This is a genomic window from Croceitalea sp. W27, from assembly GCF_055693185.1.
In genome coordinates, this window is sequence record NZ_CM146327.1 from 3,509,049 (window position 1) to 3,532,876 (window position 23,828).

The window sequence follows — 23,828 nt, forward strand, 5'->3', positions numbered from 1 at the left end:
ATTAACCGTGAATGGTTTCTTTGTTTCCTAAATTTTTCATGATTTCGGCTTCATAATTCAATAAATTTTGCCATTTTTTATTGACTTCATCCAAGTCGCCATATTTGCGTGCAAACTTTAAAAACATGGTATAGTGGCTAGCCTCGCTTACCATTAATTTATAATAGAATTCAGACAGTTCTTTGTCTTCCAGTTCTTCTGATAATAGCCTAAAACGCTCACAGCTTCGCGCTTCGATTAGGGCGGCATATAACAGACGATGCACCAATTGCGTTGTACGGCTTCCACCTTTCGGAAAAAACTTTAAAAGTTGAAGTACATACTCATCTTTACGGTCTCTGCCCAACGTTCCGCCACGTTTTAAAATTAAATCGTGAACCATTTTAAAATGTCCCATTTCTTCTCTAGAAAGCGCTATCATTTCTTTTATAAGATCAGTGTACTCTGGAAAAGAAACAATAAGCGAAATGGCCGTACTAGCTGCTTTTTGTTCACAGTAGGCATGATCGGTAAGTATTTCTTCAATGTTCTTTTCAACAATATTTACCCATCTTGGGTCCGTTGGTAGTTTTAAGCCTAACATTTTTTGGTATTTACAAGTCTAAATCGAATTCTTTTCTTAGTAAATCTATTGCCGGATTCTTTTCTTTGAGTTTCTCGTATTTCTCCTCAGGTGTAAAAGCGAACTTTTTGGATGTCTCTTCATTAACAGTAATCTGAAGACTAATAGTAAAATTATTCAGCTTTTCTTTTAAATAATTTAGCATTAGGCTTTGTTCACGCTCAACCTCTTTTTTCATGGTAGAATTTGGTAATTCAATCCAAATAGTGGTTTCGTTTTTAAGCTTTGGAATATCGGCATTTAGGTTAGAAGCCAATATCTTTTTTCCCTTATCATCCAATTTTTTGACAAAGTCGGCCCAGTGGTTTTGCATTTCTTCTTCAGAAAATGGGTCTGTCGGCTTTTCTTCTTCTACTTGAGCATTAGTTTTTGTATTCTGATGCTCTTTTTTAGCTTTTAAACTTGAAATTGAAAGTCCTGAAACTCGGTTAGGTAGATTTTTTAATTCAATTTTAGGTACTGGTGTCTTTTCAATTGTTGTGCTAGCTTTAGTTTGTTCTACCTCCGCTGATTTTTGGTGCTCTTGTTTACTATTTTCTATTGCCCCAGAGAGTTCGTTAGGTTCAGTATGTATGTTCTCTTGTTTCGCCTCGACCGGTTTGATTATGACCTCTTCGGAAATAGAATAAGACGGAGCTTTCGTATATGCTTGTGTTCTAAAATAAGTTGCAGGAACTATAAAATCAGTCTTTTTTTTTCGGCCTCAAAAGTCAATGATGCCAGTTTCATTAACGTTAATTCAATTAGAAGACGTTGATTTTTGCTTGTTCTATAGTTTAAATCACTTTCATTAGCGATATCCAAAGCTTTGATTAAAAATGCCTGGGGTGTTTTTTGAGCTTGCGTTTTGTATTGTTCTTTTGTGCTTTCGCCAACTTCTAATAATGAGATTGTCTGTTGATGTTGACAAACCAATAAATCTCTAAAGTGAGAGGCTAGACCGTTGATGAAATGGTGCCCATCAAACCCTAGCGATAGGGTCTTATTAAACAATATAAGAAGTTCAGGTATCTTATTTTCTAGTATTAAATCGGTGCTTTCAAAGAAGGTGTCATAATCAAGCACATTTAGGTTTTCCGTAACGGCTTTTCGGGTTAAATCCTTCCCTGAAAAACTGACAACCCTATCAAAGATGGATAAGGCATCTCGCATGGCGCCGTCCGCTTTTTGTGCTATAATATGCAATGCATCTTCTTCAGCATTGATACCCTGTTCTTGGGCAATATATTTTAAATACTCCGCTGCATCTTTAACGGTGATACGTTTAAAATCAAAAATTTGACACCTTGAAAGTATGGTGGGTATGATTTTATGCTTTTCGGTGGTTGCCAAAATAAAAATGGCATGCTTTGGAGGCTCCTCCAAAGTTTTTAAAAACGCGTTAAATGCCGATTGAGACAGCATGTGAACCTCGTCTATGATATATACCTTGTATTTACCTACCTGCGGGGGTATGCGAACTTGGTCTATTAAACTTCTAATATCATCAACGGAGTTATTTGACGCCGCGTCTAGTTCAAAAATATTGAAGGCGAAATCCTCGTCAGGGCTTTCTGTACCGTCTGCATTAATTTTCTTGGCAAGGATTCTTGCACAGGTAGTTTTGCCAACGCCTCTAGGGCCACAAAAGAGTAAAGCTTGTGCAAGATGATTGTTCTCGATGGCATTGGTTAAGGTATTGGTAATAGATTGCTGCCCAACGACGTCTTTAAACGTTTGGGGACGGTATTTTCTAGCTGAGACTACAAATGGTTCCAATACAACAAAATTTTGATGCTATACAAATATAAAAATAGCACTTACTATAACCGTTAGTGCAGCCTATTTAAGCCATCTTTTTATTAACAATTGAATTACCTTTGCGTTTAGCAGGTCACCTTATCGCGGTTCGAACTGATTTATCAGAATGAAACGAGGAAAGTCCGGACACCATAGTGCAGTATAGCGGGTAACGCCCGTCACCCTAATGTTTATTGGGGGCGGACAAGTGCAACAGAAAGCAAGTACAGTTAGGCTGTAGTGAAACCAGGTAAACTCTATACGGTGAAACGTCATGTAAACTAATGTCCCGATAGCTATCGGGAGAGGGCTGCACGCTCGAGTTAGAGGGTAGGCGGTTAGAGCTTTTGGGCAACTAAAAGTCTAGATAAATGATAAGGAGGTTCCAAATTTGTTTGGGATTCACAGAATCCGGCTTATGGCCTGCTTTTTTTAATTAGTGTACTTGAAAAAACTAAAAATACTACTCCCGTATTTTCGTTTTTCAGCAAAATTAGGTAGTTCACTTAAATCGGTCTGTTCAGAATGTTCTATAATTAGAAGTCCTTCATCTGATATCAGCTCATTTGAAAAAGCCAACTCAGAAATTTTAGAAAATTGTGAAACATCAAAACTATACGGAGGGTCCGCAAAAATGATATCATATTTACTTTTGGTGCGTTCTAAAAACTTTAAGGCATCGCTCTTCATTACGGCTATTTCGAAATTCAATTCCTTTGCTGTTCTAGAGATAAATTGAACACAGCCCGAATTAGCATCGACAGCGGTTATTTCAGTAGCTCCTCTTGAAGCGAATTCGAAGCTTATGTTTCCTGTACCCGCAAACAAATCCAAAACTGTTAAATTCTCAAAGTAATATTGGTTGTTTAAAATATTGAATAAGGCTTCTTTGGCCATATCCGTAGTAGGTCTTACAGGTAGCTTTTTTGGGGCTGTTAAACGTTTACCTTTATATTTTCCTGAAATAATGCGCATAAAACTAGTTAAGCATGGTCAGGTCAATAGAATCTTGGGTCCCTTCCTCAAAACTATAAGTGTTGTTTTTAGGAAGAAAAACGGACACTTTTTTTATGTAGTTGTAACAGATTTCAAATAACTCGTCTCCTTCTTCAATTTTACCAAAGAGTTTTAGTTTTACGCTTTCAACGTCTAGTTGCAGTTGTTCAAAGGTAAATAGTATGTAGTATAAGAAATCTTCTTTTGTTCGATAAGGGAACTGGTTGTACAGAAGTACCTTTTTTTGATGTAAGACCACCAATTCCATTTCACGGTCCGAAACGTGAACATAACATATAGTTTTAGAACTTGCCTTTTGCTGTAAAAGGGTCTGTAGAACTGCGGTACTGCTGTGTTTGAATTCAAACTCCCCAAAATTTTCAAAAATGTAGTTGTTGATGTTTGTAAAGGGTACATAAACACTTATGACATCTTGGTTTTCGACCTCGTCGTACACTATATTGTCGTTCGCTAATATCTTAGTATTGAACTTCAGATAATTAGCAAGTTCGTTTTCATCAAATAGCGTTTTGGGCACCAAACTAAATAAGTTGTTTTTATGAATAACAAGAACATCCGAAAACTTCTTTTTGAGAACACTGTGTTTTTCGAATAAACTCTTAAGTTCTTTTAAAACCAAGTAGGGGGTGGATTCTGTCTTAAAGAAAAGGGTATCAGATAAAACCACTTTATTAAGAATAGTATCTGCAATACAAAAAGAAAGTCCATTCAAACTAATTTGAATGGACAGTTTCTTATATGAATTTGAATTTTCTTCCGCTATGTTAATTGTTTTTTCTGTCATAGAGGGGTGGCCAGTTACCATTGGTACTCACATCTGTTAATGAACCTACTTTGATTTCAGACCCATTTACCTCTTCAACACTGTTGTAGGCATTTTCTTTGGCTTTTAAGTCATCAGGTTGATCGTATAAAACAACATTCTTTTTCACCTTTACCTCAAAAACAGGGGCCTTGTAACCACTCTTGTCGATGATGTCGGCTTTCATTTCAAATTTTTCTCCGTTCTGTGCGTGTGGCACATTCATCATAGTTTTATAGCGGTCGTCACTCTTGAAAAGCGAATCTTTCACCTTTACCATACCTAAGGTATCGATAACAATAGAATCTTGTTGTAGCTCAATTTGGTATGTTTTGTCAAAACGCATAAAAGAAGTGTCCCTTTGTTGGGTGATGGTATAATTACCGGTATCTATAAATTGTATAAGACTGTTGAAATTACCTGCGTATCTGCCATTGACGGCTTTATAGGCTTCTTGCGAATCTCTAATATCTTTAAGCTTGTTGATTACATCAGAAAAGCGCTCTTCGCGAACTTTATTAAATTCAATTGGCGCATTGATTGATAGGTAAATTAGATATCCTAATCCTATACATACTATCCAAAGAACTACTTGTAAAATGGTTTTCATTAGTGTACGAGTTAATTAAATTTAGTGGTTTAGACAAATCTACAATTTTTTTTCAATCACGAAAGTTTTTGCCATAAAAATCATCCCTATATTTGGGGCTTTATGACTCACTTGACAGCCATTGATTTTCATAAGGTTTTAGTAGAAAAATTTCCACATTCTCCTACAGAATTACAAGATGTCACCTTACATAAGTTGGCCGATTTTGTGCTCTCTAAAGAAAAGGAAAGGCTGTTTTTACTTAAAGGGTATGCCGGAACAGGAAAAACAACTATAATAGGTAGTGTAGTTAAAAACTTATGGCGTGCCAAAATGAAATCTGTTCTCATGGCACCAACCGGAAGAGCGGCTAAAGTAATGTCTGTTTACGCTAAAACAAAGGCATTTACCATTCACAAAAAAATCTATTTCCCTAAAAAACAGGCCAGTGGAGCAATACAGTTCACATTGGCACCCAATAAGCATCGAGACACCATTTTTATAGTGGATGAGGCGTCTATGATACCTGACGCGCCTGCAGATTCAAAACTTTTTGAAAATGGCTCTTTGTTAGATGATTTGATTTTTTATGTCTACTCCGGCCACAACTGCAAACTTATTTTAATCGGAGATACCGCCCAGCTTCCGCCCGTGAAACTAGAGTTGAGCCCAGCTTTAGACGAGAACAAACTAGAACTCCATTACAACAAAGAGGTTACCAAAATCGAGTTAGATGAGGTGATGCGCCAAACAAGTGACTCGGGCATTCTATTTAATGCTACTAATTTACGCGAACAGTTACAGACCGAATTCTTTGAGGAGTTCAAATTTCATCTAGATTCGTTTAAAGATATTGTCAGATTGGTAGATGGACATGAAATACAAGAAGCTATTGATGCTTCATATGTACAGAACGGTAAAGAAGAAACGGCTATCATTGTGCGCTCTAATAAAAGGGCCAATCTGTACAACGAAAATATCAGACAACGAATTCTTTATCTAGAGAATCAGATTTCGGTAGGCGATTTTATGATGGTGGTAAAGAATAACTACTTCTGGTTAAAGCCCACTTCAGACGCCGGTTTTATAGCCAATGGTGATATTATTGAAATTTTAGAACTATTCGCCATCAAAGAATTATACGGGTTTTCTTTTGCTGAGGTAAAAGTGCAAATGGTAGATTACCCGAACCAAAAACCTTTTGAAACGGTATTGCTTTTAGATACGATCAAGGCTGAAACACCTTCTTTGCCTTATGAAGATAGCAATAGACTATATCAAGAAGTATCTAAAGATTTCGCTCATGAAAAATCGAAATACAAGAAATTCTTGGGAGTAAAAAACAACAAATATTTCAACGCACTGCAGGTTAAGTTCTCTTATGCAATAACCTGTCATAAATCTCAAGGAGGGCAGTGGAACACTATTTTTGTAGAACAACCTTATTTGCCCAATGGAATTGATAAAGATTATTTAAGATGGTTGTATACAGCCGTAACCAGAGCCAAGGACCGGCTATATTTAATCGGGTTTAAAGACGATTTTTTTGTTGCTCAAGAATAACCTATTTTAGTAAAAATCGATTTAAATGACATCAGAAACGGTAATCAGTATTTTTTTGGGCATAGGCCTTGCTGCTTCTACAGGTTTTAGGGTATTCTTACCTTTATTTGCATTGAGTTTGGCCTCATATTTTGGAGTTTGGGACCTAAATGAGAATTGGGTCTGGATTGGAAGTTTGGCAGCGTTAATTACTTTGGGTGTGGCAACGGTAGCTGAAGTCTTTGCTTATTTTATACCATGGGTGGATAATGCTTTAGATGGTATCGCCATACCCTTGGCGGCAATAGCGGGTACCGCTGTTATGGTCTCCACTATTGCAAATATGGACCCCGTTGTAACATGGTCATTGGCCATTATTGCTGGCGGTGGAACTGCAGCTGCAATAAAAGGTGCCAATGCGACTGGTAGATTAACCTCTACAGCAACAACGGGTGGGTTGGGCAATCCGGTCGTTTCTTCGGTTGAAACAGGAACGGCTGTTGTAGTTTCAACAGCTTCTATATTTGCACCTATTTTAGCAGCGGTTCTGGTGGTAATTATATTGGCCATAATCTTTAAAATTTATCGAAAGCTTCGGCCTAAAACCAGAACCTAAAACCAACCAAATTCTCGAGTATTGTGAAGATAATCTCAATGATTCCGGCACGTTATCAAGCCTCAAGGTTTCCAGCTAAATTGATGCAAGATTTGGGTGGTAAGCCTGTTATTTTGAGAACCTATGAGGCAACGGTAGAAACACAACTTTTTGATGAGGTGTACGTGGTTACCGATAGTGAACTTATTTTTAAGCTTATCGCAGATGCCGGGGGAAAGGCCATTATGAGCAAAGAGAAGCATGAAAGTGGAAGCGACCGAATTGCAGAAGCTGTTGCCGATATGGATGTAGATATTGTAATTAATGTGCAAGGTGATGAGCCTTTTATAGATAAGGTGAGTCTTGAAAAAACGATAGCGGTTTTTAAAAAGGATGACAAAAAAGAAATAGACCTTGCCTCTTTAATGACGCCAATTGCGGATTGGGAAGAAATTTCGAATCCTAATACTGTTAAGGTAATTGTGGACAATCAGAATTTTGCACTCTACTTTTCGAGGTCTCCCATTCCGTATCCTCGAGATAAGGAGACAGGGGTAACCTATTTTAAACATAAAGGAATTTATGCTTTCAGAAAGAGGGCTTTGGTCGATTTCCAACGGTTACCAATGCTCGAACTTGAGGCAACTGAAAAAATTGAAGCCATACGTTTTTTAGAGTATGGTAAAAAGATAAAAATGGTAGAAACCGATGTGACCGGTATTGAAATAGATACTCCTGAAGATTTAGAAAGAGCGAAAAAAGCATGGAAGTAGATTTCTCTGATATAAAGGTTATCGCTTTTGATGCAGATGATACGTTGTGGGTAAATGAAACTCACTTCAGGAAAACTGAGGAACGTTTTGCCGAACTGTTAGAAGGGTATGAAACCAAGAATAAAATTGACCAAGAACTTTTTAAAATGGAGATTAAGAACCTTGAAACCTATGGGTATGGTATTAAGGGTTTTATGCTCTCCATGATAGAATCGGCCATTGATTTATCGAATAAGTCGGTTTCTTTGGAAGTAATCTCTGAAATTTTGGATCTTGGTAAACAAATGATTTTACAACCAGTTGAACTTTTAGACGGGGTGGAAGAAGTACTCGAAAAACTCCAATCCAACTACAGACTTATTGTACTGACCAAAGGAGATTTGTTAGATCAGGAAAGGAAATTAGACAAATCGGGCTTATCAAAGTATTTTCAGCATGTTGAAGTATTAAGTGACAAGAAAGAAGCCAATTATATTAAATTGTTAAGTCACCTAGAAATTGATATAAATGAGTTTTTGATGGTAGGGAATTCCTTAAAGTCAGATGTTATACCTATATTAAAGATTGGTGCGAGGGCTGTTCATATCCCATTTCATACTACCTGGGTTCATGAGCAAGTTTCTCAAGAAGAAGAAAGAATAAATAATCACCTAAAACTGAATAGTGTACGTGATATTTTGAAGTATTTGGAGTATTCATGAAGATAGAAAAGCAAATAGAGAGAAAAGAAAAAGGAGCCGCTGCTGAGCATAAGTATAAGAACTTTCCTATGGTTCCCAAGGTTATTTTTGGGCGAGGCAGTTTTATGCAACTTGGGGAAATACTCTTGCCAAAAAGAAGGAATTCAGATGCACCCTTTATTTTTTTAGTTGATGATTTTTTTCATGGTAAAGACTTGGAGCAACAAATTCCATGGCTTTTTAATGATCAAATTATTTTTATTTCTGCTGAAGAAGAGCCAAAGACAGCGCAGGTAGATGCTTTAGTAGCGAAAATCAAATCAGATTTTGATGAATTGCCCTCTGGGGTAGTTGGTATAGGTGGGGGTACGCTTTTAGATTTAGCAAAGGCAGTAGCTATTATGCTAACAAATAAGGGAAGCTCAGAGCAATATCAAGGTTGGGATTTGGTAACCAATAGAGCGGTTTACCATGTTGGTGTACCAACAATTAGTGGAACTGGGGCGGAGGTTTCAAGAACCGCTGTTTTATCCGGACCGGATAAAAAATTAGGGATTAATTCAGATTATACGACTTACGACCAGGTAGTTCTAGATCCTAACCTGCTTAAAACCGTACCTAAAGAACAATGGTTTTACACAGGTATGGACTGTTTTATACACTGCATTGAATCTTTAACAGGCACTTATCTAAATGCCTTTAGCCAAAGTTATGGTGAAAAAGCTCTTGATTTATGTAAAGAAGTATTTCTTGAGAATTTAAGTGAAGAAGAATCTGAAGAAAAATTAATGATGGCTTCATGGCACGGCGGTATGAGTATTGCGTACTCCCAGGTGGGTGTTGCACACGCTATGAGTTACGGATTATCTTATCTGCTTGGTGTAAAACATGGTATAGGTAATTGTCTTGTTTTTGAACACTTAGGCGAGTTTTATCCCAAAGGGGTGGCATTGTTCCGTAAAATGAAAGCAAAACATGGTATTACGCTTCCAAAAGGCATTTGTGCCAACCTAAGTGAAGAAGACTTCAATATAATGATTTCGGTATCACTTTCTATGGACGCATTGTGGGAAAACGCCTTGGGCACTAATTGGCGTGAAAAAATAAATGCTGAAAAGCTCAAAGAGATTTATTCAAAAATATAGTCGCCCGCACTAATCAAAACAAAATCTAAGCATGCAGAGCCTTGCAAAATTTATTTATTTTAAACTTTTGGGCTGGCGTCTTATCGGGCAATTCCCAAAGATTGATAAAGCAGTTTTTATTGTAGTGCCCCATACCAGTTGGGTCGACTTCTTTTTAGGGTTATTGGTACGTAGGGTTTGGAACGAGGAAATTAATTTTATTGCTAAAAAGAGTCTTTTTAAATTTCCTTTTGGATGGTATTTTAAGTGGATGGGTGGAGCTCCAATAGACCGAAGTAAAAATAATGACACCGTTAGTGCCATCGCTTCCATTTTTGATCAAAAGAAAAAGTTTAGACTTGCTTTATCTCCTGAAGGAACCAGAAAAAAGGTAAATGAATGGAAAACTGGTTTTTACTATATAGCCAAGGCTGCGAACGTTCCAATAGTCATGGTTACTTTTGATTATGGAAAAAAACAAATTGCAATATCGGAGCCTCATTTTACAACCGATGATAAAGAAGCAGATTTTCAGTTATACAAATCTTTTTTCAAAGGGGTTGTTGGTAAAGTACCAGAATATAGTTTTTAATTTTTAGTCAACCCTCCAACCCTAGACGTAAAAACCCTTTAAATACGATACATTCATGGTTGAATGTGAAGTGTGAGAGGTTTATCTTGGGAATCTTTTTTAGGTCTTTTTTAAAACCTGTGGGAGCTTTTTCTCCTTCTTTTTTGTATTTCCAGGAAAGACAAGGTTTGTGCTTGAATAAGAACCACCAAACGTTTTGGCAGCAGTGTATACTTGTTTTGTAGCATCAATAACCTGGGCTTCAGAAAGTTCTTTTAGCGGATGTGTAAATACGGACCATATAACTTCATCACTTAAAGCATATTTTACATCTAAGGCCGAATGAAAGTTGGCTACCAGGGCATTTAAGAGCTCTTCTTCACCTATTTTTTCGCGTTCTATTATTGGAGAAATTATGCGCATCCGGTTTGCATTTTCGTCAAAGACACAGATAAGCATAGTATCATCGATTAAAAATCGATAAGAGTTTCCATTTACTTGTAATGTATCTGATTCTTGTTGAAGTATTTCTAAAAGAGTTTCAGAATTCATTTCTTGAGAGAAACTACTAATACTAAAGAACAAAGCAAAAACTGAAAAAAGTAAATAACGCATACAAGAGAGATTTATCAATGAGTCGATAAAACCTGCTATCATTTACAAGTGAATATCCATAAATTGATGATTTACTCTTTCATTGTATGATATACGTTCTGTACATCATCATCTTCCTCTATTTTTTCAAGAAGTTTTTCAACGTCGGCAGCCTGTTCTTCATTCAACTCTTTGGTTACTTGCGGAATGCGCTCAAAACCTGAAGATAAAATTTCAATTTCTCTATTTTCCAGTTCTTTTTGAATGGCTCCAAAACTTTCGAAAGGCGCGTAAATCAATATGCCGTCCTCGTCTACAAAGACTTCTTCCGCACCAAAATCTATAAATTCCAATTCGAGTTCTTCGGCATCAATACCATCTGAGGGAATTCTGAAATTACAGGTATGGTCAAACATAAATTCTACGGAGCCTGAGGTTCCTAAACTTCCGTTACACTTATTAAAATAGCTTCTAACATTGGCCACCGTTCTGGTGTTATTGTCAGTAGCTGTTTCTACTAAAATTGCTATGCCGTGCGGCCCATAACCTTCGAATAAAACTTCTTTGTAGTCTCCAAGACTTTTATCACTGGCCCTTTTAATGGCTCGTTCAACATTATCCTTGGGCATGTTTACAGACTTGGCGTTTTGTATAACAGCCCTAAGTCTTGAATTAGAATCTGGGTCGGGACCACCTTCCTTCACAGCCATAACAATGTCTTTGCCAATACGTGTAAAGGCCTTTGACATTGCGGACCAACGCTTCATTTTACGTGCTTTTCTAAATTCAAAAGCTCTTCCCATACATTACAATTTAAGGATATGCACAAATTAACAAAACCAATAGGATAATCACAAACCTACTGGGTGTAATTAGGGGTTGACTATGTTTTCAATGGTAGTAGCCAAATCAAAGTCTTTTTGGGTAATGCCATTCACATCGTGCGTGTTTAATTTTATGGTGAGGGAATTGTAGACATTTTCCCAGTTCGGATGATGGCCTTGTGCTTCGCATTCAAAGGCAATCTCCGTCATTTTTGAAAAGGCCTCTTTAAAGTTTTTGAATTTGTAGGATTTTGTAATGGCATCGTTTTCAAAAATCCATCCATTTAGTGCAGAAAGTCTTTCGGCAATCTGATTTTCATTTAGTTTTTCCATAGGTTACTAAATTAATCAATTCAATCTACCATTAGGTGGTGATCAATAATTTCCTGAAATGTTATTCTTAGGTTTTTAGGTAATTTATTTTTTTTAGGCAGGGCTGCAAGATACCGGTCCTCATTTGTGGTGTAGACCTTTTTTAGCAGAGGATGAAAGTTTCCTAAACGCTTAATAAGCTCCTTGATAAAATCTTCATGATGTACCAAATCAGTACTTCCTAAGTGATAAATACCATATTTATCTTGATTTATTAAATAATGCACTTGTTGCATTAACTTATCATCATTGGTTACATTGATAATCAAATTGGGAAAAACCTCAATAGGTTCATTACTGTCTAGAAGCGTTTTTAGTTCTTTGACCCTAGGTGAAGTATTTCCGAATACCATAGGCACTCGTAAAATAGCTGTTTTTGATTTAGGCATACGCATCATCATGTTTTCGATGCGGATTTTTAATCTACCATAAATACTTTCAGATAAGGTCTTATCGGTCTCATATGAAGGAAATTTGCTATAGGCATCAAAAACGTTTGCTGAAGATATAAAATAGAGTTTACAGTTATGCTTAGATAAATACTCCATTAAGTGAGTATGTGCCTGAACTTGTGCAGTAAAGTCTCCTCTTAACGCCGAAATAATAAAATCTGGTCGTACTTTCTCAAGAATTTGAAAAATATCATCTTCCTCTATGTCATAAGATAAAAACTGTTTATTCTCAGCGAATGATTTGTTTGAATAATAGGTGCCGTAAGTATCGAAATAATTACAAAGTTCCTTGTAGAGTGAATTTCCAATAAATCCGCTTGCCCCTAGGATTAAAATTTTCTTCTTCAATTGAAGCTATTAACTTTTATAGAAAGGCAGTTTTACCACAGTTGCCGGTAAAGCGTTCTTACGAACTTGAATATTTATTTTGCTACCCAATTCAGAAAATATTTTAGGAACATAACCAAGGCCGATACCTTTTGTTAAAGAGGGAGACATTGTTCCAGAGGTAACTACACCAATTTTCTTTCCTTGTCCGTCTACAATATCATAACCCTGTCTTGGAATTCCACGCTCATCCAATTCAAAAGCGACTAGCTTTCGTTCAGCTCCTCGCGCTTTTTCTTTAGCGAGCGCTTCGCTATTCACAAAATCTTTTGTGAATTTGGTTACCCAACCCAACCCGGCTTCTAAGGGTGACGTAGTGTCATCAATGTCGTTTCCATACAGGCAATACCCCATTTCTAATCGTAAGGTATCCCTTGCGGCAAGCCCTATTGGCTTTATTCCATAGCTACTGCCAGCTTCTAAAACTTTGTTCCAAACCTGTTCAACTTCAGTATTTTTACAATAGATTTCAAACCCGCCAGAACCGGTATATCCTGTTGCGGATATAATCACATGTTCTATACCTGCAAAATCACCTACAATAAAGTTGTAGAACTTTATGTTGGCCAGATTATGTGAAGAAAGTGACTGCATAGCTTCGACCGCTTTAGGGCCTTGAATCGCAAGTAAAGAATAGTCTTCAGAGATATTACGCATTTCAGCACCTATAGTTTCATTGTAGTTTGAAATATGAGCCCAGTCTTTATCAATATTTGAGGCATTTACAACCAGCAAATAAGTGTCCTCTTTTATTTGATAGATGATTAGGTCATCAACTATGCCTCCAGTTTCATTTGGCAAGTAACTGTATTGTGCTTTTCCAATTGTTAGTTTAGAGGCGTCATTTGAACTCACTTTTTGAATCAATTCTAAAGCTTTTGGGCCCTTTATTAAGAACTCTCCCATATGAGAGACATCAAAAACACCCAAGGCTTTTCGAACAGTTTCATGCTCCATATTTACACCCTCATAAGAAACAGGCATGTTATAACCGGCAAAAGGAACCATTTTAGCTCCAAGTGACTCGTGTACTTGGGTAAGTGCAGTATTTTTCATCTGGTACTATTTAATTTTTACCGTCAGATGAAATTTGCCGTTAGTCATTGGTGAGGATTAAAAAATCTTCGTGGCTCATTTCATCATTCAATATTTGCAGGCGTAAAAATATTGAAATAATAGCGTTCAACTGAAAATACCTTCTATTGTTTTTTATCTTTTTAATAAATAGGATTTGAGTTCTTGGTACGTACCTATTCTAATAGACGTTTTTTCTCTATCGATAACTTTTGCTATTTGGGAGGGTATTTCTGGAGTAATAGCTAAGGTTTCTTTTACTATATGAAGAAATTTAACGGGGTGCGCTGTTTCTAAGAATATACCGTAGGTGTCAGGATTAAGTTCTTGATATTTTTTAAGGCCTAGATAGCCAACAGCACCATGCGGGTCGCTTACATATTTCGAACGCTTATGAATATGTTGCATTGCCTCTCTAGTTTCGGTATCATTGAACGAGTAGGAGGAAAGGTTTTCGGCAAGTGCTTCGAAATCATTTTGATATAAGTGACGAATACGTATAAAATTACTAGGGTCACCAACGTCCATAGCGTTTGATATAGTTGCAGTCGATGGTTTAGGTTGATACTCGCCGTTCTCCATAAACTTTGGTACAGTGTCATTAACATTGGTTGCGGCCACAAAGTGTTTTACGGGCATGCCCAATTTCTGGGCCACCATTCCTGCACAGACGTTTCCAAAATTCCCGGATGGGATTGAAAAAACGATTTCCTTACCTTTTGATTTAGCCTGTTTATATGCAAAAAGAAAGTAGAACAATTGCGGTAACCAACGCGCTACATTGATACTATTTGCGGATGTTAACTTTCTCTTTGTATTGATTTCTTTATCTAGAAAGGCTGTTTTAACCATAGTTTGGCAATCATCGAAAGTGCCTTCAACCTCCATCGCAGTAATATTCTCACCCAAAGTGGTCAGCTGTTTTTCTTGAATTTCACTGACTTTGCCGCTTGGATAAAGAATTACCACTTTAACCCCGGAGACTCCTAAAAAACCATTAGCTACAGCTCCACCAGTATCCCCAGAAGTGGCAACCAATACAGTAACCTCCTCTTTTTTTTCTTTGGAAAAGTAACCGAGGCATTTTGCCATAAATCGGGCGCCTACATCTTTAAAGGCCATTGTAGGACCATGAAATAATTCTAACGTTGCAACTTTTTCCTCGATTTCTACAATTGGAAACTCAAAATCCAGCATATCGCGAAGTATTTCACGCAATACCTCATCGGGAATATCTTTTTTTACGAATTGATGAATTGCCGTGAACGCGATCTCTTGATCGGTTAGTTTTTCAAGATCTTCAAAAAAGGAATTGGGCAATGGTGTAATACGTTCCGGAAAATATAAACCCTTGTCTGGAGCAATACCTGCAATGACCGCTTCTTTGAAAGATACGTTTGGTGCTTGATTATTTAAACTGTAGAAAATCATTTTTAATTTTTAGAATACCTAAAAGAATATTACTTAAGTCGCTTTACGCCCGATGCAGAAATTTTTGAAATATGAACTTCGTAATCAACACCTATTTCATCATAAACCTTAGCGATATTTAGAGCTACCCTTTGTGCATTTTCTTCACCTTTACTCAATGCAAAAATTGAAGGGCCAGAACCTGATATACCGCAACCTAGGGCACCATTTTCAATTGCTGCTGATTTTACCTGATGGAAACCAGGTATCAAAATAGACCTAAGTGGTTCAATAATATGGTCTTCTAATGAACGCCCTATGAGTTCATAATCTTCACGAAACAGTCCAGCGACCAAACCACCAAGATTTCCCCACTGCTTGATTCCATTTTCTAGGCTGATGGTTGTTTTTAAAATTTTACGCGAATCGGAAGTTTTGACTTCAATTTGTGGGTGAATTACAGTAGCGAATAATGCATTTGGGGTCGGTATGGGCACAATATCTAGAGGATTGTAACTTCTTACCAGTGTAAAACCACCATAGATGGCAGGTGCTACGTTATCTGCGTGGGCTACATTGCTTGCCAGTTTTTCACCCTGCATCGCGAACTTAACCAACTCTAGTTTTGAAAAAGGATTGTTTAGAAGCTCGTTCATTCCCCATACGGCACCCGTTGAACTCGCTGCGCTACTGCCGATGCCACTGCCAGGTTTTATTTTTTTATAGATTTCTATTTCAAATCCACCGTGATAATTGCTTTTCTCCAATAGGGCCAGACCGGCAACACCAGCCACATTTTTATTGGTTTCCAATGGAAGTTCTTGTCCATCTATTTTTGTGATATGAATTCCTGGTTTATCAACCTTTCGAATCAGCATTTCATCTCCTACAGTTTTCAAGGCAAGGCCTAGCACATCAAAACCGCAGGATACGTTCGCTATTGTAGCAGGACAAAAAACTTTAATTTCTTTCATATCTAGAAATTTCCGATTCTGATAATATCTGCAAAAATACCTGAAGCCGTCACGTCAGCTCCAGCCCCCGCTCCTTTGATAATCATAGGTTGATTAGGGTATCGTTCCGTGAAAAAAAGCACGATGTTATCACTTCCTTCCAAGTTATAAAAATCATGCCCTTTAGGGATTTCTTGTAGACCTACACTGGCTTTACCATTTTCAAACTGTGCAACGTATTTTAACTTGCATTCTTTCGCTGCAGCCTTAGAGTACAATAATTGAAAATCCTTTTCGTACTTTTTTAAGGATTCAAAAAAGGTCTCGTTAGAATTGGTGTTTAGACTTTCTTCCGGTAGAAACGATTTGTTTTTAATATCCTCGATTTCCAATACATATCCACTTTCTCGGGCCAAGATTAAAATTTTGCGCATCACGTCAATTCCACTTAAATCAATAGTAGGGTCGGGTTCGGTATACCCTTCTTCTTGCGCTTGTTTCACTACATCGTGAAATGTGGTATTAGCATTGAAATTATTGAACACAAAATTTAAGCTGCCCGATAAAACCGCCTGAATCTTATTGATTTTATCACCCGAGGCAATTAAGTGTTTAAGCGTATCGATAATGGGTAATCCAGCGCCAACGTTGGTTTCAAATAAAAACGGAGCACTGTATTTTTTAGCAAGCTGTTTTAATTCTTTATAAGATTCGTAACCCGAAGAACAGGCTATTTTGTTGCAAGTGACTACTGAAATGCTATTATTTAAATAGCGGGTGTAAGTTTTTGCAACATCCGTACTAGCGGTGTTATCTACAAAAATACTGTTACGATAATTAAGTTTATTCACCCTGTCTATAAACGTATCTTTATTTGCTTTTACTCCATTTGCCAGCTCCTGCTCCCAACTTGACAATGAAATGCCATCTTCATTAAATACCATGGTTCTTGAATTTGATATCCCTATTACACGAATATTCAATTTCAATTCATTCTTCAAGTATGCTTTTTGCTTTTTGATTTGTGTTAAAAAACGTGCACCCACATTACCCACGCCCATTACGAATAGGTTCAGCTGTTTTATATTCTCTTCAAAAAATGCTTCATGCAGAGTATTAAGCGCTTTTTTTACATCGTCTTTTCTTATTACCGCAGAGATATTTCGTTCTGAAGCCCCTTGTGCAATCGCACGTATGTTTACGTTGTTTTTTCCGAGGGTACTGAACATTTTACCACTGAGTCCCTGATGACTTTTCATATTATCACCAACAAGTGCTACAATTGCTAGATTCTGTTCTACGTGTACTGGATCTATTCTTTTTGAAGCAATTTCATATTCGAAATTGTTATTAACGGCTATAGCTGCTTGTTTTGCATCTTTATCCGAGATACCAACACAAATAGAATGTTCTGATGAAGCCTGCGTAATCATAACAACGCTTATGCCCTCTTGAGACAAGGTTTCAAAAAATCGCTTAGATATTCCTGGAATACCTACCATACCCGAACCTTCTAAAGAGAGTAGGGTAATGCTTTCAACATGGCTAATACCGCGTACTGTTTTCGTATTGTCGTTCTCGTTTTTTGTAATATAGGTACCTTCTTCATCAGGAGCAAAGGTGTTTTTAATAACAATAGGAATTTCTTTTGTTAAAACTGGCTGTATGGTTGGTGGATACAGCACTTTTGCGCCAAAGTGCGAAAGCTCCATTGCCTCTTCGTAAGAAATATGAGATACACATTTAGCTTGTTTGACCAGTTTAGGATTTGCGGTATACATGCCACTAACATCTGTCCAAATCTCCAAAACATCAGCATTTGTTGCCGCTGCAAGAATAGCTGCGGTATAATCAGAACCACCTCTTCCTAAAGTAGTTGCGTTTCCATTGTGAGAAGAAGAGACAAAACCAGGTACCACGGTCACCTTTTCTTTTACATTGGCGAAATAAGTACTACAGGTATGGTATGTAAGCTCAAAATCGACGTTGGCGTTTCCGAAACTCTCATCTGTTTTAATTAGTGTTCTTCCATCTTTTAGGGTAGCATCAAGACCTTCTGAAATAAAGAATTCACTTATAATAAAAGAAGAAAGTAGTTCACCATAACTAACAACTTTGTCTGAAAGTCTAGGGGTGGTTTCTCCTATTAAAAACGAACCTTCAAGTAACGTCTCAAGGTCATTGAGCTCGCTTTTAACGCGACTCAAAATAGCACTTTGTTTATTTATTGGAAAAAGATTCTTTATAACCGTAATGTGCCTTTCTTCAATCTCATTAAGCGTATTTTCATAGTTTTTATTTTGCGATGATGCTCGGTCTAAACTATTAAGAAGCATATCCGTAACACCTCCGAAAGCAGAAACAACGACTCCTATTTTAGAGTCAGGGGCATCTTGAACTATGGATTTTACTTTTTTAATGTTTTCATCATTGGCTACCGAAGTGCCTCCGAATTTTAAAATTTTCATTTATAAAGAATTTGAAGAAATTGTGAAACAATTAGTTATACGGACGAATATTAATAGCACATTACCCCAAAGGGGTAATAATAATTGTAGAAGTGATTACTGATGTTGTATACATCGAAGTCGCTAATGTGTCCAATTGTTTAAATTGCATGGTCAAATGTAGTACTTTTGGTTTCTGCATCAAATGATTCCTAAATTTTTGTCAATTCCTTAATTTCTAATACACTTCTTTGCTAAATGAAAATATTTAATGCCCAACAGATATACGCTGCTGATAAATTCACAATAGAGAAACAAGCAATTACTAGCGATGCTTTGATGGAAAGAGCGGCGGAAAGAATTTTTAGCTGGGTACATTCTAGGTTGCAAGGTGCGAAAGTCAAAATTCATTTGTTCTGCGGAATCGGAAATAATGGGGGTGATGGTATTGCACTTGCCAGACATTTAGTGGAGAATGATTACGAGGTTGCCGTGCATGTGGTCAATTACAGTGACAAACGTTCTAAAGATTTTTTGATTAATCTCGATAGGTTAAAGGAAAGAAAACTCTGGCCAGAGTTTTTAGATTCAGACTGCGAGTTTCCTGAAATCGGACATGAAGATATTATCATTGATGCTATTTTTGGTATAGGCCTAAATAGAGCTCCTGAGGATTGGGTAGCCAAATTAATTGGGCATATCAATGATTCTGCGGCTTTTATTCTTTCTATAGATGTACCTTCAGGATTGTTCTTGGATAAAGTTTCTGATAAGCCAGAGCAAGTTATAAGGGCAAATCACGTACTCAGTTTTCAAGCACCAAAGCTTGTATTTTTTCTTCCAGAAACCGGTGTGTTTCTAAATCAATGGGAGTTATTGGATATAGGTTTGGACCAAGAATACCTTTATAAAACAGAGACTGATTTTGAATTTATTGGAAAGCCTGAAGTTTTACCACTCTATATACCTCGACTTAAGTTCTCGCACAAAGGAAATTATGGACATGCTGTTATCGTTGGTGGCAGTTACGGAAAAATAGGTGCCGTCAATTTGGCTGCCAAGGCATGTTTAAAAGTTGGTAGCGGACTCGTGACCACCTTTATACCAGAATGCGGTTATGTACCCTTGCAGACCAGTGAGCCTGAAATAATGGTGCTAACCGATGAAGAAGAAGACTTTATTTCTAAGATAGAACTTCCGTCAAATGCTTCTGTAATTGGGGTTGGTGTCGGAATGGGAACCCACGAACAGACTGTTGCTGCTTTTTCATCATTTTTAAATGATACGAAGATGCCCATGGTAATTGATGCGGATGGACTAAACATTTTAGCAGAAAATAAGAGGCTTCTAAACAAAATGCCACAGCAAGCTGTATTAACGCCTCACCCTAAAGAATTGGAGCGTTTAATAGGTAAATGGGAAGATGATTTTGATAAATTAAAGAAGGCTAAGGCATTTTCAAAAAAATACGATTGTATCTTGGTGCTAAAAGGCGCACATACCATAACCATTTATGATGGTAAAGGATATATAAACTCTACCGGAAATCCTGGAATGGCTACAGCTGGCAGTGGTGATGTATTGACAGGAATAATTACAGGGCTAATAGCGCAAAATTACCCACCATTATATGCTGCTATTTTCGGTGTATACCTTCATGGACTTTCAGGAGATATTTCTTCTTCCGAGAATGGATATGAAGCAGTTACCGCATTAACTATAATAGCTAATATTGGTAAGGCCTTTATGGAATTATTTAAAAGAGCTTCGCCGGAAGGTCAAGAGCAACCGCAGTAACTAGGCACTCTTCTTTCCTTTATTGTTTTTTGATACACGTTTTTTGATCCAAGAAACCGCATTTTCGTATTCAATAAAAAATTCCATGTTCTTTTTATAGAACATCTTTTCAATCTTAAAGTTGTGCATATCTATTTCCTTTTTAGAAACAATTGCAAAAGCTTTTAAATTATCTAATCCTCTTAAATAGGTATAAATAACCGGGTCGATAGCATAAGAGTTTTTTCGCAAACTGATGTAACCGAACTTTTTATTTCTAAAATGGATTTCTGAAATACCAATAATTTGATATGCCCGCTCAAGCGTAAGTGTAGATCCCTCTTCAAAAATGGAAACCATATAGTCGTCAAAAACTTGGATAATTCCAATATCTAGATGATATTCTTTGACAACGATGGTTTTTTTGCTAAATCCCATGTTCATTCCCCAAATGTATTATAGTGTCTCGTTGACGAATGTAGAAGTAGTATAAATTAATCAGAAAAATAATAGATTAAAGGCTTAAATATCGTTTTAAATGTAACACCTAAATAAAATCCATATTTGAACTGGGTTTTGCCTACACTAATTGTAATAAAAAAGGAGCCATTGTTTAATGGCTCCTTTCGCTATAAAATGAAATTATTTTATTTAAGCTTTTGAAGATTTTTCCTTCTTCTTGATTTTTATAGTGAGTTCTTCCTTCTTCTCATCCAGATCCATAAAAATACTGTCACCTTCATTAAGATTCGAATTCACAATTTCTTCTGCTAAAGAATCTTCAATATACTTCTGTATCGCTCTTTTTAAAGGTCTTGCACCGTACTGTTTGTCAAAACCTTTATCGGCGATATAGTCTTTTGCCTTATCAGTAAGATTTAAATCATACCCGATGTCTTTGATACGTTTGAATAATTTATCCAGTTCAATATCAATAATCTTATGTATATCTGCCCGTTCTAACGGATTAAATACAATCACATCATCGATTCTATTTAAAAACTCAGGTGCGAAAGCTTTTTTCAATGCATTTTCAATCACACTCTTTTGGTGGCTATCGGCCTGTGCTTTTTTAGAAGCAGTACCAAAACCTACGCCTTGTCCAAAATCTTTTAACTGTCTTGCACCTATGTTGGAAGTCATTATAATAATAGAATTTCTAAAATCTATTTTTCTTCCTAAACTATCGGTTAAATACCCATCATCCAATACTTGTAAAAGCATATTAAAGACATCTGGATGTGCTTTTTCAACTTCATCTAAAAGAACCACTGAGTATGGTTTTCTCCTTACTTTTTCCGTAAGTTGTCCGCCTTCCTCGTATCCCACATATCCTGGAGGAGCACCCACTAATCTAGAGATAGCAAATTTTTCCATGTACTCACTCATATCAATACGAATAAGTGCGTCTTCAGAATCAAATAATTCCTTTGCCAATACTTTAGCTAGTTGCGTTTTTCCAACCCCTGTTTGACCTAAGAAAATAAAGGATCCGATTGGTTTGTTCGGGTCTTTCAACCCAGCTCTGTTGCGCTGAATAGCTCTGGCTACTTTGACCACGGCCTCGTCTTGCCCGATTACATAATCCTTTATCAATGCAGGCAGTTCGGCAAGTTTATTGCTTTCGGTCTGTGCGATTCTATTTACGGGAATGCCGCTCATCATTGAAACTACATCGGCGACATTATCCTCAGAAACGGTCTCTCTATTCAGTTTGCTTTCTTCTTCCCAAGATTCTTGGGCCATGGCCAAATCTTTCTCTATGCGTTTTTCATCATCACGAAGCTTGGCAGCTTCCTCATATTTTTGTTTTTTGACCACGCTGTTCTTAAGAACTCTTACTTCTTCAAGCTGATTTTCCAATTCTAAAATCTGCTTAGGAACATCCATATTTACAATATGTACTCTTGAGCCAGCTTCATCTAACGCATCAATAGCCTTGTCCGGTAAAAAACGGTCGGTCATATAACGGTTCGTTAAGGCAACACAAGCTTTAATGGCCTCATCGGTATAGGTGACATTATGATGGTCTTCATATTTGCCTTTGATATTCATTAGAATTTCAACGGTTTCTTCTACAGAAGTCGGCTCAACAATTACCTTTTGAAAACGACGTTCCAATGCACCATCTTTTTCAATATATTGTCTGTACTCATCTAGCGTAGTGGCACCGATACATTGTATTTCACCTCTAGCTAAGGCTGGTTTAAACATATTTGAAGCATCTAAACTGCCAGTCGCCCCACCAGCACCAACTATAGTATGTATTTCATCAATGAAGAGGATAATATCATCATTTTTCTCCAATTCGTTCATTACAGCTTTCATCCGCTCCTCGAACTGCCCCCTATATTTTGTGCCAGCTACCAAAGAGGCAAGGTCTAAGGTGACCACACGCTTTCCATAGAGTATGCGTGATACTTTTTTATTGATAATACGCAAGGCCAAACCCTCTGCAATGGCGCTCTTACCAACTCCAGGTTCTCCTATTAAAAGCGGATTATTCTTTTTACGTCTACTTAATATCTGAGATACACGTTCGATTTCTTTTTCTCTACCAACAACAGGGTCGAGTTTATTTTCTTCTGCAAATTTTGTTAAGTCCCTTCCAAAATTATCCAATACGGGTGTCTTGGATTTTTTGCTTCCCTTTTGAGAACTAGAGGATCCGAAGGTACTTTCTTTAGACTCTCCGGCATCTTCCGAATCTCCAGGAAAAGATTCGGCCCTAGTAACATCTAAATAGTCATCGTCACTGGTTATCATAGACTTGAATTGCTCCTTCACATTATCATAATCGACTTTTAACTTGTGGAGCAATTTTGTGGTCGGGTCATTTTCGTTACGCAGTATACATAACAATAAATGAGCGGTATTAATAGAAGAACTTTGAAAAAGTTTAGCTTCTAAAAAGGTAGTCTTTAAAGCACGTTCTGCCTGCCTTGTCAGGTGAAGGTTCTTTTTGTCTTTTTGTATACCCGCCGTGTTTGGGTTAGCCGGACTCAATATTTCGACCTTTCTCCTTAAATGGTCGAGGTCTACATCCAGTGCGTCTAATATATTAATAGCCTTTCCATTACCATCACGCAACAGGCCTAGCATTAAATGCTCTGTTCCAATAAAATCATGGCCAAGTCTCAGCGCCTCTTCTTTGCTAAATGCAATAACGTCTTTTACCCTTGGCGAAAAATTATCATCCATAAATTTCCTTATTCAGCAATTAAAATTAATAAAACTAATCCAACAATGACCAAATACTGTACCCATATTCGATAAACAAGGGGTAAAAGGCGAAAAAAAGAGCTTTTTTTAGGTTCTTTAACAAATTTCAAAGAGAGCATTCGGTCTAATTTTAATGTTGATAATTTTTTTAATAAAGTAATCGGCAAGCGTTTTGAAACATGTGTTTTTACGTATATTGCTACGATATTTTAATTACAAAAGC

At 37.0% G+C, this 23,828-nt stretch carries 21 protein-coding genes, 1 other RNA gene and 1 pseudogene; 8 read left to right on the plus strand and 15 right to left on the minus strand.

Annotated features, from left to right (window positions below; all coding sequences use genetic code 11):
• Nucleotide 1: 1 nt before the first annotated feature.
• Complete coding sequence (locus tag ACZ1GR_RS15935) at nucleotides 2–583, minus strand: MiaE family protein (RefSeq protein ID WP_472609853.1); 582 nt, start codon at nucleotides 581–583, stop codon at nucleotides 2–4.
• Nucleotides 584–593: 10 nt separating this feature from the next.
• Nucleotides 594–2,380, minus strand: a pseudogene (locus tag ACZ1GR_RS15940) (DNA polymerase III subunit gamma/tau).
• Between the two features lie 107 nt (nucleotides 2,381–2,487).
• Between ACZ1GR_RS15940 and rnpB the strand changes: the two are divergent.
• Nucleotides 2,488–2,835, plus strand: an RNA gene (gene rnpB, locus ACZ1GR_RS15945) — RNase P RNA component class A.
• Here rnpB and rsmD read toward each other — a convergent pair.
• Genes rsmD through ACZ1GR_RS15960 form a run of 3 tightly spaced genes read right to left on the minus strand, consistent with a single transcriptional unit; the run spans nucleotide 2,834 to nucleotide 4,830 of the window.
• Entirely contained in the window at nucleotides 2,834–3,376 is a 543-nt protein-coding gene (rsmD, locus tag ACZ1GR_RS15950; protein ID WP_472609854.1) for a 16S rRNA (guanine(966)-N(2))-methyltransferase RsmD, read from the minus strand. The genes rnpB and rsmD overlap by 2 nt on opposite strands.
• A 4-nt stretch (nucleotides 3,377–3,380) precedes the next feature.
• Nucleotides 3,381–4,202 (minus strand): DUF3822 family protein, encoded by an 822-nt coding sequence (locus tag ACZ1GR_RS15955; RefSeq protein ID WP_472609855.1) that lies wholly within the window; start codon nucleotides 4,200–4,202, stop codon nucleotides 3,381–3,383.
• Nucleotides 4,183–4,830, minus strand: coding sequence for a hypothetical protein (locus tag ACZ1GR_RS15960; RefSeq protein WP_472609856.1), 648 nt, complete (start codon nucleotides 4,828–4,830; stop codon nucleotides 4,183–4,185). Before ACZ1GR_RS15960 ends, ACZ1GR_RS15955 begins: the two co-directional genes overlap by 20 nt.
• A gap of 102 nt (nucleotides 4,831–4,932) precedes the next feature.
• On the opposite strand from ACZ1GR_RS15960, the gene ACZ1GR_RS15965 reads away from it, so the two are divergent.
• Genes ACZ1GR_RS15965 through ACZ1GR_RS15990 form a run of 6 tightly spaced genes read left to right on the plus strand, consistent with a single transcriptional unit; the run spans nucleotide 4,933 to nucleotide 10,115 of the window.
• A complete protein-coding gene (locus tag ACZ1GR_RS15965) occupies nucleotides 4,933–6,372 on the plus strand; it encodes an ATP-dependent DNA helicase (RefSeq protein WP_472609857.1) in 1,440 nt (479 codons plus the stop codon).
• A 25-nt stretch (nucleotides 6,373–6,397) separates the two neighbouring features.
• The gene (locus ACZ1GR_RS15970; RefSeq protein ID WP_472609858.1) at nucleotides 6,398–6,967 is read left to right on the plus strand and encodes a DUF4126 domain-containing protein; all 570 of its coding nucleotides are present in this window, start codon (nucleotides 6,398–6,400) and stop codon (nucleotides 6,965–6,967) included.
• A gap of 38 nt (nucleotides 6,968–7,005) precedes the next feature.
• Nucleotides 7,006–7,719 (plus strand): 3-deoxy-manno-octulosonate cytidylyltransferase, encoded by a 714-nt coding sequence (kdsB, locus tag ACZ1GR_RS15975; protein WP_472611830.1) that lies wholly within the window; start codon nucleotides 7,006–7,008, stop codon nucleotides 7,717–7,719.
• Nucleotides 7,710–8,420, plus strand: coding sequence for an HAD family hydrolase (locus ACZ1GR_RS15980; protein WP_377768144.1), 711 nt, complete (start codon nucleotides 7,710–7,712; stop codon nucleotides 8,418–8,420). Before kdsB ends, ACZ1GR_RS15980 begins: the two co-directional genes overlap by 10 nt.
• Nucleotides 8,417–9,544 carry an iron-containing alcohol dehydrogenase family protein gene (locus ACZ1GR_RS15985; RefSeq protein WP_472609859.1) on the plus strand — a complete coding sequence of 376 codons (1,128 nt, stop codon included), beginning with the start codon at nucleotides 8,417–8,419 and terminating at the stop codon, nucleotides 9,542–9,544. The genes ACZ1GR_RS15980 and ACZ1GR_RS15985 overlap by 4 nt, the downstream gene beginning before the upstream one ends.
• A 31-nt stretch (nucleotides 9,545–9,575) precedes the next feature.
• On the plus strand, nucleotides 9,576–10,115 hold the full coding sequence (locus ACZ1GR_RS15990; protein ID WP_472609860.1) for a 1-acyl-sn-glycerol-3-phosphate acyltransferase: 540 nt from the start codon (nucleotides 9,576–9,578) through the stop codon (nucleotides 10,113–10,115).
• Nucleotides 10,116–10,214: 99 nt separating this feature from the next.
• Here the strand turns inward: ACZ1GR_RS15990 and ACZ1GR_RS15995 are convergent, their stop codons facing one another.
• The 8 genes from ACZ1GR_RS15995 to thrA all read right to left on the minus strand — a co-directional run bounded on the left by ACZ1GR_RS15995 (nucleotide 10,215) and on the right by thrA (nucleotide 18,628).
• Nucleotides 10,215–10,709, minus strand: a complete 495-nt coding sequence (locus tag ACZ1GR_RS15995; RefSeq protein ID WP_472609861.1) for a hypothetical protein — start codon at nucleotides 10,707–10,709, stop codon at nucleotides 10,215–10,217.
• Nucleotides 10,710–10,780: 71 nt separating this feature from the next.
• The gene (locus ACZ1GR_RS16000; RefSeq protein WP_377768148.1) at nucleotides 10,781–11,491 is read right to left on the minus strand and encodes a YebC/PmpR family DNA-binding transcriptional regulator; all 711 of its coding nucleotides are present in this window, start codon (nucleotides 11,489–11,491) and stop codon (nucleotides 10,781–10,783) included.
• A gap of 69 nt (nucleotides 11,492–11,560) precedes the next feature.
• Nucleotides 11,561–11,845 carry a 4a-hydroxytetrahydrobiopterin dehydratase gene (locus ACZ1GR_RS16005; RefSeq protein WP_472609862.1) on the minus strand — a complete coding sequence of 95 codons (285 nt, stop codon included), beginning with the start codon at nucleotides 11,843–11,845 and terminating at the stop codon, nucleotides 11,561–11,563.
• A 20-nt stretch (nucleotides 11,846–11,865) separates the two neighbouring features.
• Nucleotides 11,866–12,684, minus strand: a complete 819-nt coding sequence (locus tag ACZ1GR_RS16010) for a sugar nucleotide-binding protein (RefSeq protein ID WP_472609863.1) — start codon at nucleotides 12,682–12,684, stop codon at nucleotides 11,866–11,868.
• Between the two features lie 9 nt (nucleotides 12,685–12,693).
• Nucleotides 12,694–13,779, minus strand: coding sequence for a glycine cleavage system aminomethyltransferase GcvT (gene gcvT, locus ACZ1GR_RS16015; RefSeq protein ID WP_472609864.1), 1,086 nt, complete (start codon nucleotides 13,777–13,779; stop codon nucleotides 12,694–12,696).
• A 153-nt stretch (nucleotides 13,780–13,932) separates the two neighbouring features.
• Nucleotides 13,933–15,228, minus strand: a complete 1,296-nt coding sequence (gene thrC / locus ACZ1GR_RS16020) for a threonine synthase (protein ID WP_472609865.1) — start codon at nucleotides 15,226–15,228, stop codon at nucleotides 13,933–13,935.
• A 29-nt stretch (nucleotides 15,229–15,257) separates the two neighbouring features.
• Nucleotides 15,258–16,181 (minus strand): homoserine kinase, encoded by a 924-nt coding sequence (locus tag ACZ1GR_RS16025; protein WP_472609866.1) that lies wholly within the window; start codon nucleotides 16,179–16,181, stop codon nucleotides 15,258–15,260.
• Between the two features lie 2 nt (nucleotides 16,182–16,183).
• Nucleotides 16,184–18,628 carry a bifunctional aspartate kinase/homoserine dehydrogenase I gene (gene thrA, locus ACZ1GR_RS16030; RefSeq protein WP_472609867.1) on the minus strand — a complete coding sequence of 815 codons (2,445 nt, stop codon included), beginning with the start codon at nucleotides 18,626–18,628 and terminating at the stop codon, nucleotides 16,184–16,186.
• Nucleotides 18,629–18,865: 237 nt separating this feature from the next.
• Between thrA and ACZ1GR_RS16035 the strand changes: the two genes are divergently transcribed.
• The gene (locus ACZ1GR_RS16035; protein WP_472609868.1) at nucleotides 18,866–20,404 is read left to right on the plus strand and encodes an NAD(P)H-hydrate dehydratase; all 1,539 of its coding nucleotides are present in this window, start codon (nucleotides 18,866–18,868) and stop codon (nucleotides 20,402–20,404) included.
• Here the strand turns inward: ACZ1GR_RS16035 and ACZ1GR_RS16040 are convergent, their stop codons facing one another.
• Together ACZ1GR_RS16040 and ACZ1GR_RS16045 are read right to left on the minus strand one after the other, a co-directional pair.
• On the minus strand, nucleotides 20,405–20,827 hold the full coding sequence (locus tag ACZ1GR_RS16040; RefSeq protein WP_377768156.1) for an STAS/SEC14 domain-containing protein: 423 nt from the start codon (nucleotides 20,825–20,827) through the stop codon (nucleotides 20,405–20,407).
• A gap of 207 nt (nucleotides 20,828–21,034) precedes the next feature.
• Nucleotides 21,035–23,584 carry an ATP-dependent Clp protease ATP-binding subunit gene (locus ACZ1GR_RS16045; protein WP_377768157.1) on the minus strand — a complete coding sequence of 850 codons (2,550 nt, stop codon included), beginning with the start codon at nucleotides 23,582–23,584 and terminating at the stop codon, nucleotides 21,035–21,037.
• Between the last annotated feature and the right edge of the window lie 244 nt (nucleotides 23,585–23,828).

Excerpts from the sequence above, each read along its gene's own strand:
- ACZ1GR_RS15935 (WP_472609853.1), bottom strand. The coding sequence starts at position 583 with ATGTTAGGCTTAAAACTACCAACGGACCCAAGATGGGTAAATATTGTT.
- rsmD (WP_472609854.1), bottom strand. The coding sequence starts at position 3,376 with ATGCGCATTATTTCAGGAAAATATAAAGGTAAACGTTTAACAGCCCCA.
- ACZ1GR_RS15955 (WP_472609855.1), bottom strand. The coding sequence starts at position 4,202 with ATGACAGAAAAAACAATTAACATAGCGGAAGAAAATTCAAATTCATAT.
- ACZ1GR_RS15960 (WP_472609856.1), bottom strand. The coding sequence starts at position 4,830 with ATGAAAACCATTTTACAAGTAGTTCTTTGGATAGTATGTATAGGATTA.
- ACZ1GR_RS15965 (WP_472609857.1), top strand. The coding sequence starts at position 4,933 with ATGACTCACTTGACAGCCATTGATTTTCATAAGGTTTTAGTAGAAAAA.
- ACZ1GR_RS15970 (WP_472609858.1), top strand. The coding sequence starts at position 6,398 with ATGACATCAGAAACGGTAATCAGTATTTTTTTGGGCATAGGCCTTGCT.
- kdsB (WP_472611830.1), top strand. The coding sequence starts at position 7,006 with ATGATTCCGGCACGTTATCAAGCCTCAAGGTTTCCAGCTAAATTGATG.
- ACZ1GR_RS15980 (WP_377768144.1), top strand. The coding sequence starts at position 7,710 with ATGGAAGTAGATTTCTCTGATATAAAGGTTATCGCTTTTGATGCAGAT.
- ACZ1GR_RS15985 (WP_472609859.1), top strand. The coding sequence starts at position 8,417 with ATGAAGATAGAAAAGCAAATAGAGAGAAAAGAAAAAGGAGCCGCTGCT.
- ACZ1GR_RS15990 (WP_472609860.1), top strand. The coding sequence starts at position 9,576 with ATGCAGAGCCTTGCAAAATTTATTTATTTTAAACTTTTGGGCTGGCGT.
- ACZ1GR_RS15995 (WP_472609861.1), bottom strand. The coding sequence starts at position 10,709 with ATGCGTTATTTACTTTTTTCAGTTTTTGCTTTGTTCTTTAGTATTAGT.
- ACZ1GR_RS16000 (WP_377768148.1), bottom strand. The coding sequence starts at position 11,491 with ATGGGAAGAGCTTTTGAATTTAGAAAAGCACGTAAAATGAAGCGTTGG.
- ACZ1GR_RS16005 (WP_472609862.1), bottom strand. The coding sequence starts at position 11,845 with ATGGAAAAACTAAATGAAAATCAGATTGCCGAAAGACTTTCTGCACTA.
- gcvT (WP_472609864.1), bottom strand. The coding sequence starts at position 13,779 with ATGAAAAATACTGCACTTACCCAAGTACACGAGTCACTTGGAGCTAAA.
- thrC (WP_472609865.1), bottom strand. The coding sequence starts at position 15,228 with ATGATTTTCTACAGTTTAAATAATCAAGCACCAAACGTATCTTTCAAA.
- ACZ1GR_RS16025 (WP_472609866.1), bottom strand. The coding sequence starts at position 16,181 with ATGAAAGAAATTAAAGTTTTTTGTCCTGCTACAATAGCGAACGTATCC.
- thrA (WP_472609867.1), bottom strand. The coding sequence starts at position 18,628 with ATGAAAATTTTAAAATTCGGAGGCACTTCGGTAGCCAATGATGAAAAC.
- ACZ1GR_RS16035 (WP_472609868.1), top strand. The coding sequence starts at position 18,866 with ATGAAAATATTTAATGCCCAACAGATATACGCTGCTGATAAATTCACA.
- ACZ1GR_RS16040 (WP_377768156.1), bottom strand. The coding sequence starts at position 20,827 with ATGAACATGGGATTTAGCAAAAAAACCATCGTTGTCAAAGAATATCAT.
- ACZ1GR_RS16045 (WP_377768157.1), bottom strand. The coding sequence starts at position 23,584 with ATGGATGATAATTTTTCGCCAAGGGTAAAAGACGTTATTGCATTTAGC.